This is a genomic window from Streptomyces sp. M41 (genome assembly GCF_043673425.1).
Classification (GTDB): domain Bacteria; phylum Actinomycetota; class Actinomycetes; order Streptomycetales; family Streptomycetaceae; genus Streptomyces.
On sequence record NZ_JBIMKE010000036.1, the window covers coordinates 32,224 to 45,399 of the forward strand.

The 13,176-nt window shown below is 68.5% G+C and carries 10 protein-coding genes and 3 pseudogenes; 3 read left to right on the forward strand and 10 right to left on the reverse strand.

Annotation, left to right across the window (positions count from 1 at the left end; translation table 11 throughout):
• Positions 1-2: 2 nt before the first annotated feature.
• Positions 3-1,001 (forward strand): inorganic phosphate transporter, encoded by a 999-nt coding sequence (locus tag ACHBTE_RS31385; RefSeq protein WP_394728308.1) that lies wholly within the window; start codon positions 3-5, stop codon positions 999-1,001.
• A 255-nt stretch (positions 1,002-1,256) separates the two neighbouring features.
• Here the strand turns inward: ACHBTE_RS31385 and pstB are convergent, their stop codons facing one another.
• The 5 genes and pseudogenes from pstB to ACHBTE_RS31410 form a co-directional block, all read right to left on the reverse strand.
• Positions 1,257-2,033, reverse strand: coding sequence for a phosphate ABC transporter ATP-binding protein PstB (gene pstB / locus ACHBTE_RS31390; protein WP_394728310.1), 777 nt, complete (start codon positions 2,031-2,033; stop codon positions 1,257-1,259).
• A 75-nt stretch (positions 2,034-2,108) separates the two neighbouring features.
• Positions 2,109-3,158 carry a phosphate ABC transporter permease PstA gene (gene pstA, locus ACHBTE_RS31395; RefSeq protein ID WP_394728312.1) on the reverse strand — a complete coding sequence of 350 codons (1,050 nt, stop codon included), beginning with the start codon at positions 3,156-3,158 and terminating at the stop codon, positions 2,109-2,111.
• A complete protein-coding gene (gene pstC / locus ACHBTE_RS31400; protein WP_394728314.1) occupies positions 3,155-4,162 on the reverse strand; it encodes a phosphate ABC transporter permease subunit PstC in 1,008 nt (335 codons plus the stop codon). Before pstC ends, pstA begins: the two co-directional genes overlap by 4 nt.
• A gap of 139 nt (positions 4,163-4,301) precedes the next feature.
• Positions 4,302-5,426: a phosphate ABC transporter substrate-binding protein PstS gene (pstS, locus tag ACHBTE_RS31405; protein WP_394728316.1), complete on the reverse strand. Its 1,125-nt coding sequence runs from the start codon at positions 5,424-5,426 to the stop codon at positions 4,302-4,304.
• Between the two features lie 243 nt (positions 5,427-5,669).
• Positions 5,670-5,831 (reverse strand): annotated as a pseudogene (locus ACHBTE_RS31410) (DNA mismatch repair protein MutT); the annotation flags it as partial.
• A gap of 86 nt (positions 5,832-5,917) precedes the next feature.
• Here ACHBTE_RS31410 and ACHBTE_RS31415 point away from each other — a divergent pair.
• Together ACHBTE_RS31415 and ACHBTE_RS31420 are read left to right on the forward strand one after the other, a co-directional pair.
• Positions 5,918-6,349: an NUDIX hydrolase gene (locus tag ACHBTE_RS31415; protein WP_394728318.1), complete on the forward strand. Its 432-nt coding sequence runs from the start codon at positions 5,918-5,920 to the stop codon at positions 6,347-6,349.
• A 57-nt stretch (positions 6,350-6,406) separates the two neighbouring features.
• Positions 6,407-6,991, forward strand: a complete 585-nt coding sequence (locus ACHBTE_RS31420) for a replication initiator (RefSeq protein ID WP_394728320.1) — start codon at positions 6,407-6,409, stop codon at positions 6,989-6,991.
• Here ACHBTE_RS31420 and ACHBTE_RS31425 read toward each other — a convergent pair.
• The 5 genes and pseudogenes from ACHBTE_RS31425 to ACHBTE_RS31445 form a co-directional block, all read right to left on the reverse strand.
• Complete coding sequence (locus ACHBTE_RS31425) at positions 6,939-8,666, reverse strand: recombinase family protein (RefSeq protein WP_394728322.1); 1,728 nt, start codon at positions 8,664-8,666, stop codon at positions 6,939-6,941. The genes ACHBTE_RS31420 and ACHBTE_RS31425 overlap by 53 nt on opposite strands.
• A 38-nt stretch (positions 8,667-8,704) precedes the next feature.
• Positions 8,705-8,818: pseudogene (locus ACHBTE_RS31430) on the reverse strand (DNA mismatch repair protein MutT); the annotation flags it as partial.
• Between the two features lie 66 nt (positions 8,819-8,884).
• Complete coding sequence (locus ACHBTE_RS31435) at positions 8,885-9,982, reverse strand: CHAD domain-containing protein (RefSeq protein WP_394728395.1); 1,098 nt, start codon at positions 9,980-9,982, stop codon at positions 8,885-8,887.
• 393 nt (positions 9,983-10,375) lie between these two features.
• A pseudogene (locus ACHBTE_RS31440) lies at positions 10,376-10,705 on the reverse strand (CHAD domain-containing protein); the annotation flags it as partial.
• Positions 10,686-13,061, reverse strand: coding sequence for an RNA degradosome polyphosphate kinase (locus ACHBTE_RS31445; RefSeq protein ID WP_394728324.1), 2,376 nt, complete (start codon positions 13,059-13,061; stop codon positions 10,686-10,688). The pseudogene ACHBTE_RS31440 and the gene ACHBTE_RS31445, both read right to left, overlap by 20 nt.
• Positions 13,062-13,176 lie beyond the last annotated feature (115 nt).

Below are 13,176 nucleotides of genomic sequence, written 5' to 3' on the forward strand. Positions count from 1 at the left end.
CCATGGACACCTTCGCGCTGGTCGTGACCATTGCGGTCGCGCTCTTCTTCACGTACACCAACGGCTTCCACGACTCGGCGAACGCGATCGCCACGTCCGTCTCGACCCGGGCGCTGACGCCGCGGGCCGCGCTGGCCATGGCCGCTGTCATGAACCTTGCCGGTGCCTTTCTCGGCTCCGGCGTCGCCAAGACGGTCAGTGAGGGCCTGATCGCGACACCCGAGGGCTCGACGGGGATGGGGATCCTCTTCGCGGCACTGGTGGGTGCGATCACCTGGAACCTGATCACCTGGTACTTCGGCCTGCCCTCGTCCTCCTCGCACGCGCTGTTCGGCGGCATGGTCGGGGCGGCGCTGGCCGGCGGGACGACCGTGTACTGGCACGGCGTGCTGGAGAAGGTCGTCATCCCGATGTTCGTCTCGCCCCTCGTGGGACTGTGCGCGGGCTATCTGGTGATGACGGCGATCATGTGGATCTTCCGGCGTGCCAACCCGCACAAGGCCAAGCGGGGATTCCGTATCGCCCAGACCGTCTCGGCGGCGGGCATGGCGCTCGGACACGGTCTCCAGGACGCCCAGAAGACGATGGGCATCGTGGTGATGGCGCTGGTCATCGCCGACGTCGAGGACTACGGCGACCCCATCCCGGTGTGGGTCAAGATCGCGTGTGCCGTGATGCTGTCGCTGGGCACCTATGCCGGTGGCTGGCGGATCATGCGGACGCTGGGCCGGAAGATCATCGAGTTGGACCCCCCGCAGGGGTTCGCGGCCGAGACGACCGGCGCGTCGATCATGTTCGTCACGGCCTTCCTCTTCAAGGCGCCGATCTCGACGACCCATGTGATCACCTCGGCGATCATGGGTGTGGGCGCCACGAAGCGGGTGAACGCCGTGCGGTGGGGTGTCGCCAAGAACATCGTCCTGGGGTGGTTCATCACGATGCCGGCGGCGGCGCTCGTGGCGGCCGGGGCCTTCGGGGTCGTCAAACTGGCGTTCCTGTAGGGGCGGGGGCGAGCAAAGCCCCTACCCCTCCCATCCTCAAGGGGCTGCCGCCCCTTCGACCCCGGCTGCTGGGGGCCTGCGGCCCCCAGAGCCCCGCTGTCGGCCCTGCACGGCGCCGGACGGGCTGGGAGGCCGGGCTCGGCCTGGAAAGCAGACGCGGGCCCGCCCCCCGGGAGCCAGGGGGCGGGCCCTTTATCTGCCTCGCGGTGGCACCGCCATGCAGCACCGCGAGGGGTCTTGTCGTCGGGCGTCGGCTCAGCCGAAGCGGCCCGAGATGTAGTCCTCCGTGGCCTGGACCGACGGGTTGGAGAAGATGCGCTCCGTGTCGTCGATCTCGATCAGCTTGCCGGGCTGGCCGACAGCCGCGAGGTTGAAGAAGGCGGTGCGGTCGGAGACCCGGGCGGCCTGCTGCATGTTGTGCGTCACGATGACGATCGTGAAGCGCTCCTTCAGCTCGCCGATCAGGTCCTCGATCGCCAGTGTCGAGATCGGGTCCAGGGCCGAGCAGGGCTCGTCCATCAGCAGGACCTTGGGCTCCACCGCGATCGCCCTGGCGATGCACAGACGCTGCTGCTGGCCGCCGGAGAGGCCCGAGCCCGGCTTGTTGAGGCGGTCCTTCACCTCGTTCCAGAGGTTCGCGCCCTTCAGGGACCGCTCGACGACGTCCTGAAGCTCGCTCTTCTTGTAGTTGCCGTTCAGGCGCAGGCCCGCCGCCACGTTGTCGAAGATCGACATGGTGGGGAAGGGGTTCGGCCGCTGGAAGACCATGCCGATCTCGCGGCGCACGGACACCGGGTCCACCCCGGCGCCGTACAGGTCCTCGTCGTCCAGCAGCACCTTGCCCTCGACCCGGCCGCCGCTGGTGACCTCGTGCATACGGTTCAGGGTGCGCAGGAACGTCGACTTGCCGCAGCCCGAGGGGCCGATGAAGGCCGTCACCGAGCGGGGCTCGACCGTCATCGAGATGTCTTCGATCGCCTTGTGGGAGCCGTAATAGGCGGTGAGTCCGCTTACGTCGATTCGCTTGGCCATGTCTACTTCACTTCCAGAAAAATCAGATCGGTCGCTGAGTGGTCGCCCGCGCGGCGCCTGCCGCGCTCGGATGCTTTAGCGACCGGTCTTCGGGGCCTTCCAGCGGGCGATGGCCCGGGCCACGAGGTTGAGGATCATCACGAAGGCGATCAGCGTGAGCGACGCGGCCCACGCACGGTCGTACGCCGCCGGTGAACCCGCACTGTTCGCGTACTGCTGATAGATGTACAGCGGCAGCGACGCCTGCGCACCCTCGAAGGGGTTGGCGTTGATGAACGAGTTGCCGAACACCAGCAGCAGCACGGGGGCGGTCTCACCGGTGATACGGGCGACCGCCAGCATGATGCCGGTCGTGATGCCGCCGACGGAGGTCGGCACGACCACCTTCAGGATGGTGCGCCACTTCGGGACACCGAGCGCCAAGGAGGCCTCGCGCAGCTCGTTCGGGACGAGCTTGAGCATCTCCTCCGTGGAGCGGACGACCACCGGCATCATCAGGATCGCGAGCGCGAGCGAGCCGGCGAAGCCGAAGGGCTGCATCTCGAGCATCAGCATGAGGCTGAGGATGAACAGACCCGCGACGATCGACGGGATGCCCGTCATGACGTCGACGAAGAAGGTGATCGCCCGGGCGAGGTTCCCACGGCCGTACTCCACCAGGTAGATCGCGGTGAGCACGCCGATGGGCGCGGCGATCAGGGTGGCGAGGCCGACCTGCTCCAGGGTGCCGAGGATGGCGTGGTAGATGCCGCCGCCCGCCTCGGAGTCGGCGACCACACCCATGGAGTGGGTGAGGAAGTAGACGTCGAGGACCTTCACCCCGCGCTCCACGGTCGCCCAGATCAGGGAGGCCAGCGGGACGACGGCGAGCAGGAAGGCGACCCAGACCAGCGACGTGGCGATACGGTCCTTGGCCTGTCGGGAGCCCTCGACGCGGGCGGCGATGACATAGGTGCCGAAGACGAAGAGGAGACCGGCGATCAGCCCCCACTGGATCCGGCTGTGCAGTCCGGCGGCCAGGCCGATGCCGACGGCGACGGCGACGGAGCCGGCCGCGATCGCGTACGGCGCCCACTTGGGCAGGCGGGCACCCTTGAGGGTGCTGACGGTGACGGCGGTGCTCATGCGTTGGCCCCCGAGTACTCCTTGCGGCGGGCGATGATCGCGCGGGCCGCGCCGTTGACCAGCAGGGTGATGACGAACAGGACGAGACCGGAGGCGATCAGCGCGTCCCGGCCGAACTCGCTCGCCTCACCGAACTTGCTCGCGATGTTCTGGGCGAAGGTGCCGCCACCGGGGTTGAGCAGGCTGGCGTGGATGTCGAAGTCGGGGGAGAGCACGGTGGCCACGGCCATCGTCTCGCCGAGCGCGCGGCCGAGGCCGAGCATCGAGGCGGAGATCACGCCGGAGCGGCCGAAGGGGATCACCGCCATGCGGACGACCTCCCAGCGGGTGGCGCCGAGCGCCAGGGCCGCCTCCTCATGCATCTGCGGGACCTGGCGGAAGACCTCGCGGCTCACGTTGGTGATGATCGGCAGGATCATGATCGCGAGCAGCACGCCGACCGTCAGCATCGAGCGGGGGGCGCCCCCGTCCCAGGAGAAGATGCCGGTCCAGCCGAGGTACTCGTCGAGCCAGCCGAACAGGCCGTCCATGTGCGGTACGAGGATCAGGGCGCCCCACAGGCCGTACACGATGGACGGCACGGCGGCGAGCAGGTCGATCACATAGGCGATCGGGCCGGCGAGTCTGCGCGGGGCGTAATGCGTGATGAACAGCGCGATGGCGACGGCGATCGGGACCGCGATGACCATGGCGATGACCGAGGAGACGATGGTGCCGTAGACCAGGACCGCGATACCGAACTTCGGCGGGATCACGCCGGTGTTCCACTCGAAGGCGGTGAGGAAGTTCGCCTCGTCCTTGCCGATCGCGAGGGTCGCGCGGTAGGTGAGGAAGACCGCGATGGCGGCCATGATCACCAGCAGGAAGATGCCCGACCCGCGGGAGAGACCGAGGAAGATCCGGTCACCGGGTCGGGTGGCACCCCGGGCGGCGCGCTTGTGCTCGGCCGGCGAGGGCTGTGGGGCGGGGGGAGGAGCTTGGATGTTCTTCGTCGATATGTCCATCGGGTTCTCCGGTCTGCGGAGCCGCATGCGGTCTGCGGCGGCTCGGAGGAGCCGGGTGTGAGACACGGCTCCGGGCGGCGGTGCACCGGACGGTGCGGTCCGGTCCGGGAACTGGGCCCCGGACCGGACCGCACTCGGGTCAGTTCAGGCCCTCGATGGTCTTGCGGACCTCGGAGATGATCTCCGCGGGCATCGGGGCGTAGTCGTTCTCCGCGAGGATCTTCTGGCCGTCCTCGGAGGCCATGTAGCGCAGGAACGCCTTGGTGCCGGGGAGGGTCTCGGCCTTGTTGCCCTTGTCGCAGACGATCTCGTACGTCACCAGGGTGATCGGGTAGGCGCCGTCGGCCTTGGTGGCGTAGTCCAGCTCGAGCGCCATGTCCTTGCCGGTGCCGACGCGCTTGGCGGCGGCGATCATCTTGGTGGCGTTGGCGACATTGGCCTCGACGGGCTCGGCGGCACCGGTGTCGATCTTGACCGCGTCGATGCCGTCCTTGGCGTACGACAGCTCCATGTAGCTGATGGCGCCGGAGGTCTGCTTGACCTGCTGGGCGACACCCGAGGAGCCGGCGGCGGACTGGCCGCCCTTGGCCTGCCAGGCCTTGCCGCCCTCGTAGGGCCACTCGGACTTGGCGCCGGCGATCAGGTACTTGGTGAAGTTGTCCGTGGTGCCGGACTCGTCGGAGCGGTGGAACGCCTGGATCTTGAGGTCGGGAAGCTTCGCCTCGGGGTTCAGCTTCGCGATCGCCGGGTCGTTCCAGTTCTTGATCTTGTCGTTGAAGATCTTGGCGAGGGTCGGCGCGTCCAGGACGAGGTCCTCGACGCCCGGGACGTTGTAGCCGACCGCGATCGGGCCGCCGACCATCGGCAGGTCGATGCCCTGGCCGCTGGAGCAGACCTTCTTGGAGGCGGTGATCTCCTCCTCGTCCAGTGCGGAGTCGGAGCCGGCGAAGGCGACCTGGCCCTGCGTGAACGCGGTGACGCCGGCGCCGGAGCCGCCGCCCTTGTAGTTGATCTGCACGCCGTTGCAGGCCGCGGTGAACTGCTTGACCCAGGCGTCGATCGCGTTCTTCTGGGCGGACGAGCCGTCGGCGAGCAGCTGGCCCTGGGCGTCGTCGCACTTGATGTTGCCGGCCGCGGCGCTGGAGGCACCGCCCCCACCGTTGTTGCCGGTCTCGTCGGAGCCGCACGCCGTGAGGGCCAGGGCGCCGGAGACGGCGAGAGCGCCGAGAGCGAGAGCCCGCCGGTTCTTGCGCTGAAGCTTCACTTGAGGGAGTTCCTTCCAGGAGCCGCCGTCCTGAATTCGGCGGCGTGCGAAGAATGGGTGATGCGGACGCTCCCCCCGGGCGCGGTCCGCACCGCGTAAGGCTGAAATTAGGCAGATCAGGTGAAGCCGCCGATGGGCGTACATGAACGAGGGGTGAACCCCTGGGGACGGTGCGGTGAGGTCACGGAACGCTTACGTCGAGGACACGGGGGCATTCCGAGAATTTGTGCGGATTGCTTCGCACTAGGCGAGGCGCAGGGACTCCAGTAGGGCGTCCACGAGGGTGCGGTCTCTCGGCTGGGTCAGACGGCGCCGGGCGGCCGTGGGCGACAGCCACAGCATGCGGTCCACCTCCGTGCCCGGGGTGAAGGCACCGGGGCCGGCTTCGGCGGCCCAGTAGCGTACCTACCAGTCGGCGTATGAACTTTAACCACAGTGGAAAAAGTCGCAGGTCAGGGCGCCTTCGACACTTTGGCGGCACCATGGACCACATGGATCGAGCGTATGTCGTTCGTGCTGCGGGCTGCCTGTTGTGGCGTCGCTCGTCGGCCGGGCTGGAGCTGGCGGTGGTCTACAGACCGAAGTGGTCTGACTGGTCCTGGCCCAAAGGCAAGCTCAAGCGGGGGGAAGCGCCTGAAGCGGGGGCACGCCGCGAGGTGCTGGAAGAGACCGGCTACATGTGCCGACTGGGAACGCAGCTCCCCTCGTCGCAGTACACCGATCATCAGGGGCGTCCCAAAGAGGTCTCTTACTGGGTGGCGGAGGCAACCGACGGCGCCTTTGAGCCGAACCAGGAAGTCAGCGATCTTGTCTGGCTCCCGCCCGACGGTGCTCGTGAACGACTCACGCATGAGAGGGACCGGCATCTGATCCCTGCCGCGCTTATCGCCATTGGTAACGACGAAGACGCGAGGGGGCTGTGATGCCGGAGCAGCAGGAGCGACGTTGGGAGGGGCCAGACGGTCAGCGTCGCTGACTGGGTGGCTGCCGAACTGGAGAGGGCGCCAGAGCCCAGCGAGGATCCGCCTCGCCCCGGTGAATGCCCACCTGCGGGCTCTGACGGCGGCCTGCTGGCGCCTGGGCGGCCTACCCGAATTGGAGGAATCAGGCTCCGGGCCTGGGCTCACACCCTCGGCTACCGGGGCCCCGTCCTCACCAAATCCACCCAGTACTCCACCGCATACGGAGCCCTGAGCCAGGTGCGCGCGGACCACCAGAACGGCGGCGGCCTCCTCGCTCTGGAAGACCGAGACACCGTCACCGAATCCGCCTGGCGCTACGTCGGCTCCGGGCACTCCCCGGCCGAATCCGATTTCGCGGTCGGTATCACCGAAGACCTCGCAGCCCTACGCGAAATCAGAAGAGACATGATCGCCGAGGGGTGGCGGTATGCCTCGCAAGGAAAGTGCCGCACAGGAAACCCCCGGCAGGAAGCCTGGGGCCTGGAATGGGAAGGCTCTTCAATAGATGAATGGGTGCAGGCTCAGCTAGCCAATGCGCCTGAACCGGGCCCTATGCAACGTCAGACGTTGGCAGCGATTCTTGGTCTTGACTCTGAGGATTAGCCTGCTTGTCCTTGCGCCAAGAGACCTGCAAGAGGTTGGGATCAAACGGGGCCTTGTCGCCTCGCTCTCGGGGCACTGGCAGAACTACAACTGAGGTGAGAACTTGAGAGATGGCCTCCTTCTTCTCGTTCAGTTCCATTTTGCCCCATTTCTTTTGGCTCCAGCCCGTGAGTAGATTCCTCTTGGACTCTGCCCGGAGGTGTTCTTGTTCCTCCGCCTCAAGTGTTTTGATGTTCCTGTTGAGGCGCGTGATCATGTCGTGTACGTCGTCCCAGTCGGCTTCTCCGTTTGCCACGGAGTCTTTGATTTTCTTGCGCTGGGTGATGAGCCCGGCCAGCTTTTGTTTTCCCCTCCATGGCGTGGTTTTGGGTTTGGTTCCCGAAAAGTGCTTGTCTAGATAGGCCAAGACCAGCTCTTCAAGGTATTTATCAACCGGTGCCACGCGGCTGCCTACGCCTTTGCAGTTGGCGTCACCGCACCGGTAGTAATCGCCATACTTTGCGTTCTTCCCGGTGGCTTTATTGCCGTTGAGTTTTGAGTAGCAGACCTCGTTCAGGTCGTTGATCCGTCCGCAACGGAGAATCCCTGAGAAGAGATACTTTCCAACGCGGGTGCTCTCGCCCTCTGTTGTAATGGTAGAGGGTTTAGTCATGCCTCGGTGTAGGCGGTTCGCATTCACCCCGGCCATGATCTGTTTCCAAGTGTCGTAGTCCACCTGGTCAACCTCGGGGTCGGCGTATTCCCATTTCCCCAGCTTGGGTTCTTCCGTGTCGGGGTCCTTGACGATTTCTCCATCAAGGATCCGTCCACCCCACCAAGCGGGATTTGTAACTGCCCCTTTGACACCTTGTTCGGACCATTTACCTCCCCGCGCGGTGAGGATGGGGTTCCCGTCCTTGTCTCTCTCGCGGTTGATCCAACCCGTGATGTGGCGCCAAGAACGGCCGTCTGCCCGCTTCTTGATCATTTGAATCAAGTAGGGCCACTCAGCGGGGCTCTTCTTCTCGTTACCCAAGCGCCCTTCCCGCTTGTCCACTCCAAGCCAACCGAAGCGGCGGGGGCCACCGGGAACACCGCCTTCCTCGGCCCGGTCCTTGGCGTTTCGCCTCGTCCTCTTCCGAACCTTGCGAACCTCTGCCTCGCCCGTACCGGAGGTCACCAGACCGGCGATGATCGTGCCGTCATCGTCTACGAGATTCAGAGGGGTCTTGTCTTCGATGAAGGTCCCTGTCCCGTTCAGTACCAACGCGTCCTGGAGGGCGACGAAGTCACGGGGGAGTCGGTATACCCGCTCACGTTCCACCGCGATACAGCCCTTGAGCGGGATGCCTGTCTCTTCCTCGTGACCGTGGGTGATGTCCTTGATCATTTGGAGGAAGGCGGGACGGATGACCTCACGCTTGGCTGCCGTGATGTTGTTGTCCTCGTAGTGCACGACGACGGCGCAACCGTGCAGGTCTGCGTTACGTGCGTTGTTTTTGTGCTGGCGGCTTACGCCGATCGCGTCACCCTTCAGCCGGTCGGCGGAGATGCGGGCCATGGAGGCAACAGGCGTCCTCCCGCCTAGCCACTCCTCGACCGTGCCCCCCTGGTCCAAGTGTGATTGCAACTCAGGGGCGACATAGGAGCGGGAGAACGTCTTGGACGGTCGTGCCGGGTTCCTGGTGTCGATCATGCGACGCAGCGTAGGCACTGTGATAGTCGGTTCTACGATTCGTCGTGCTTCGGCCGGTGGATGAGGCATATCTCCAGCTCACCGCCTTCCGGTCCACGGCGCCACAGCACGCAACCGGCCGCATGGACGACGAGGTCGTTCGCCTGAGTCACCGGACACGCCTCCTTCCTCTCCTTCCTCAGGTCCACAGGTCCTCAGGTCCTCTGGTCCTCAGGGCCTCAAGGCATCGGCACCGTCTGCATCTGCCAGGACTGCTGGAACGCGAACCGTGCCGCCTCCACCTCGTGCCGCTGGTCGGCGTGCAGCACGCCGAGGGCGTACGCCGTCGCCGGGGCGATGCGCGGGGTGCGGGCCGCCTGGGCCGCGGCGGCTGCCGCCTCGGAGGCGTCCCGGTGCCGGTCGAGGGCCTGCCCGGACGCCGACAGGCGTACGTCGACGGGGGCGTCGTCGCCGTCGAGGACCTCGCGGGCGTAGCGGTGCAGGCGCAGCAGCAGCCGGACCTGGTGCCAGGGGGCGTCCTGCGGGTGCGGTGCCGGGTCCGGGGACAGGCCGTGGATCAGGGCCTCGGCGTTGTAAGGGTGGCCGGCGGTCACCAGGGGAAGCGCGGCGACGGCGTCGGTGAGGCGCTCCTCGGCCGCGGCTGCGAGGGGGCGCAGATCGGCGTCGGCCGCGGCGGGGGTCAGGGGGACCTCGCTGGCCAGTACGGCGATGCTGTCGGCGACGGCATGGAAACGGCTGCTGCCGAGAGCCTGGAGCGCGGTGCTGTGCGCCCGTGTCCGGGCGAGGGTGAGCTGCCGCTCGAGCAGCGCACCCGCCTTGGCGGCACCGACGGTGAGGTTGCCGCGGTCGGGGGCGGGGGCGGGCGCGGCGTGGGCGACGGGGCCGCTGCCGTGGCCCGCGTCCGCCTTCCGCACGAGAGCCGCCGCGCCGGGGGCACGGGGGCCCGCGGGGGCGTCGGCGGGGTTGGCCGCGGTGGCGTCGGTACGGGTGAGGGTGGTGACGCCGGGGCGTTTGGTGGTGGCTGCGTCGGTGCGGCCGGTGGTGGTGTCGGCTGTGTGCGTGTCGGCGCGGTCGGCGTCGGCGCCGGTGATGTGGGTGCCGGTGGCTGCGTCGGCGTGCCTGACCGCGTCCGTGCCGGGGCGGGCGGCGGTGGCTGCGCCCGAGCGGCTGCCCGCGGCTGCGTCAGGGGGGCCGGCCGTGGCCCGCTCGGCTGGAGCGGACGTGGTGCCGACCGCCCTGCGAGAGGTCGCACGGCCCGCCCCGCCGGCCGGCGAGGGGTCGGCGGCGCCTGCTGAGGAGCCGCCTGTCGTCGGCACGGCAGAGCTCGCAGAGGAGCCGCTGGCTGTCGGGTCCGCCGTGTCCGCCGAGCTCGCGTCCCCGGCCGGGGTGGACCTGTCCGCCGAGCCCGCGCTCCCCGCCGGGTCGGACCCGTCGGCCGCACCTCCCTGGCCGGCCTGGGCGGCCACGCTCGCCGAAGACCCGGTTCCGGCTTGGCCGACCCCGCCCGGCGAGCGCACGCTTTCGGCCCGGCCGGCCCCCTCCGCGGAGCCCCCGCCCCCGCCCCCGGCGCGGTAGGTGCCGCCCCTCGTTGCGATGCCCGTTGCCGGGCCCTCCGCGACGGCGGTACCCGGCTGGGACGGGAACGCCGGTGCGCCCGACAGGCGGTGCAGGGCCAGCAGCAGGCGGTCCAGGCGGGCCGCGTGGGCGTGTTCCATGGCGAGGGTGCCGGAGAGCCAGGCCAGTTCCGGGCGGATGGACTCCGCCCAGTCGGGGTCCAGCAGGGGGCGGAAGGTGTGCAGGCTGGCGCTGATGCGGCGGGCCGAACGGCGCAGGGCCCGGGCCGCTTCGACGGAATCCACCGAGCCGTTGCCCGCCGGCCTGGACCTCGCCCGGGCGGGACCCGCGTCGCCGCCGGTCTCCCGGTGCAGGCGCAGGGCTCGGAGGAACTCCGTGGCCTGGGCGCGCAGGTAGCCCGCGAGGGCGTCCCCGGTCACCGCCCCGGCCAGGGGGTCCGTCGGGTCAAGGTGTCGCTGTGCCACGCCGGCGCCTCCGGGCGTCTATGAGCATCTCCTGGACATTGCGCAGGGGCTGGCCCTCCGCGTCCGTCGCGTGCCGGGTCCACTCGCCCTCCGGGCCCAGATGCCAGGACGCGGTGGTGTCGGACATTCCGGTCTCCATGAGCCGGTTCAGCGCGGCGCGATGGGCCGGGTCGGTGACCCTGACCAGGGCCTCTATACGGCGGTCGAGGTTGCGGTGCATCATGTCGGCGCTGCCGATCCAGACCTCCGGCTCGCCGCCGTTGCCGAAGCCGAAGACCCGGGAGTGCTCCAGGAAGCGGCCGAGGACCGAGCGCACGCGGATGTTCTCCGACAGCCCCGGCACACCGGGCCGGACCGCGCAGATCCCGCGGACCCAGATGTCGACCGGCACGCCCGCCTGGGACGCGCCGTAGCAGGCGTCGATGAGTGCCTCGTCGACGATCGAGTTGACCTTGATGCGGACGTGGGCGGGACGCCCGGCACGGTGGTGCTGGACCTCCTTGTTGATCCGTGAGATCAGCCCGTCCCGCAGCGACTTGGGGGCGACCAGCAGGCGCCGGTACGTCTCGCGGCGGGAGTAGCCCGACAGCCGGTTGAACAGGTCGGACAGGTCGGCGCCGACCTGCGGGTCGGCCGTCAGCAGGCCCAGGTCCTCGTAGAGGCGGGCCGTCTTGGGGTGGTAGTTGCCGGTGCCGACATGGCTGTAACGCCGTAGCGTTTCGCCTTCCTGGCGGACCACCAGGGACAGCTTGCAGTGGGTCTTCAGGCCGACGAGGCCGTAGACGACATGGCAGCCGGCCTCCTCCAGCTTGCGCGCCCACTTGATGTTGGCGTGCTCGTCGAAGCGGGCCTTGATCTCGACCAGCACGAGGACCTGCTTGCCGGCCTCGGCGGCGTCGATGAGCGCGTTGACTATGGGGGAGTCGCCGGAGGTCCGGTACAGGGTCTGCTTGATCGCGAGGACGTCCGGGTCGTCGGCCGCCTGCTCCAGGAACGCCTGCACCGAGGTGGAGAAGGAGTCGTACGGGTGGTGAAGCAGGACGTCCCGCTTGCGCAGGGCGCCGAAGATGTCGGGCGCGGACGCCGACTCGACCTCGGCGAGGTCCCGGTGGGTGCCGGCGACGAACTTCGGGTACTTCAGCTCGGGCCGGTCGATGGAGGCGATGCGGAAGAGGCCGGTGAGGTCCAGGGGGCCGGTCAGCGGGTAGACCTCGGCCTCGCTGATCTTCAGCTCGCGTACCAGCAGGTCCAGGACCTCCTGGTTGATGTTCTCCTCGACCTCCAGGCGCACCGGCGGCCCGAAGCGGCGCCGCATGAGCTCCTTCTCCAGGGCCTGGAGCAGGTTCTCCGCGTCGTCCTCCTCGACCTCCAGGTCCTCGTTGCGGGTGACCCGGAAGGCGTGGTGCTCCAGCACCTCCATGCCCGGGAACAGCTCCTCCAGGTGCGCGGCGATGACGTCCTCCAGCGGGACGTACCGGCCGGGGGAGGCCTCGAGGAAGCGGGAGAGCAGCGGGGGCACCTTGACGCGGGCGAAGTGCGGGGTGCCGGTGACGGGGTTGCGGACCCGTACGGCCAGGTTCAGGGAGAGCCCGGAGATGTACGGGAAGGGGTGCGCGGGGTCGACCGCCAACGGGGTCAGGACCGGGAAGATCTGGTGCCGGAACAGGGTGAACAGGCGGGCCTGCTCCTTCTCCTGCAGCTCGTTCCAGCGGACCAGGTGGATGCCCTCCTCGGCGAGTGCGGGGGCGACGTCCTCGTGGTAGCAGGCGGCGTGCCGGGCCATGAGCTCACGGGAGCGGGCCCAGATCATCTCCAGCACCTCACGGGGCTGGAGGCCGGACGCGGAGCGGGTGGCGACGCCGGTGGCGATCCGGCGCTTCAGACCGGCCACCCGGACCATGAAGAACTCGTCCAGGTTGCTGGCGAAGATGGCCAGGAAGTTCGCCCGTTCGAGTAGCGGGGTGTTGGGGTCCTCGGCGAGTTCCAGGACGCGCTCGTTGAACGCGAGCCAGCTGCGTTCCCGGTCCAGGAAGCGGCCCTGGGGCAGCTGGACGCCCTCGACCTCGGTGACCTCGTACGAGTCGAGGTCGGCGTCGATGTCGGGTTCCAGGTCGGAGACGACAGCCGAGGTGACCGTGTGCGGGCGGTGCGCCGCGATGGAGCCCACGGAGGGCTGCGCGTGCTGGGCGTTCGCCTGGGCGTTTGTGGACTGGCTCATGTGCCCATTGTTCCGCGCGTCGAGGCTCACAGGCGCGTCGGAACGGGCGGGCGGGAGCGCGGTGGCGAGGCGTCGGGCGTCCCCGTTCCTCGCGCTCCCCTCCGCGGTCGGCGAAGGCTCTGGCACGACGGGCGTCATTGGCCGAGCGTCGCAAGCCCGTCTGAACCACTGGTTACGGAGACATGGCGTGCGGGATAGCGGGGGGCGGCTCGCGGGCGTCCGGCACCCGGTCGTCGGCCGGGGGCCGCACGTC

What these genes read in the sequence shown, in the direction of transcription:
- ACHBTE_RS31385 (WP_394728308.1), top strand. Translation starts at nt 3, where the DNA reads ATGGACACCTTCGCGCTGGTCGTGACCATTGCGGTCGCGCTCTTCTTC.
- pstB (WP_394728310.1), bottom strand. Translation starts at nt 2,033, where the DNA reads ATGGCCAAGCGAATCGACGTAAGCGGACTCACCGCCTATTACGGCTCC.
- pstA (WP_394728312.1), bottom strand. Translation starts at nt 3,158, where the DNA reads ATGAGCACCGCCGTCACCGTCAGCACCCTCAAGGGTGCCCGCCTGCCC.
- pstC (WP_394728314.1), bottom strand. Translation starts at nt 4,162, where the DNA reads ATGGACATATCGACGAAGAACATCCAAGCTCCTCCCCCCGCCCCACAG.
- ACHBTE_RS31415 (WP_394728318.1), top strand. Translation starts at nt 5,918, where the DNA reads ATGGATCGAGCGTATGTCGTTCGTGCTGCGGGCTGCCTGTTGTGGCGT.
- ACHBTE_RS31425 (WP_394728322.1), bottom strand. Translation starts at nt 8,666, where the DNA reads ATGATCGACACCAGGAACCCGGCACGACCGTCCAAGACGTTCTCCCGC.
- ACHBTE_RS31445 (WP_394728324.1), bottom strand. Translation starts at nt 13,061, where the DNA reads ATGACGCCCGTCGTGCCAGAGCCTTCGCCGACCGCGGAGGGGAGCGCG.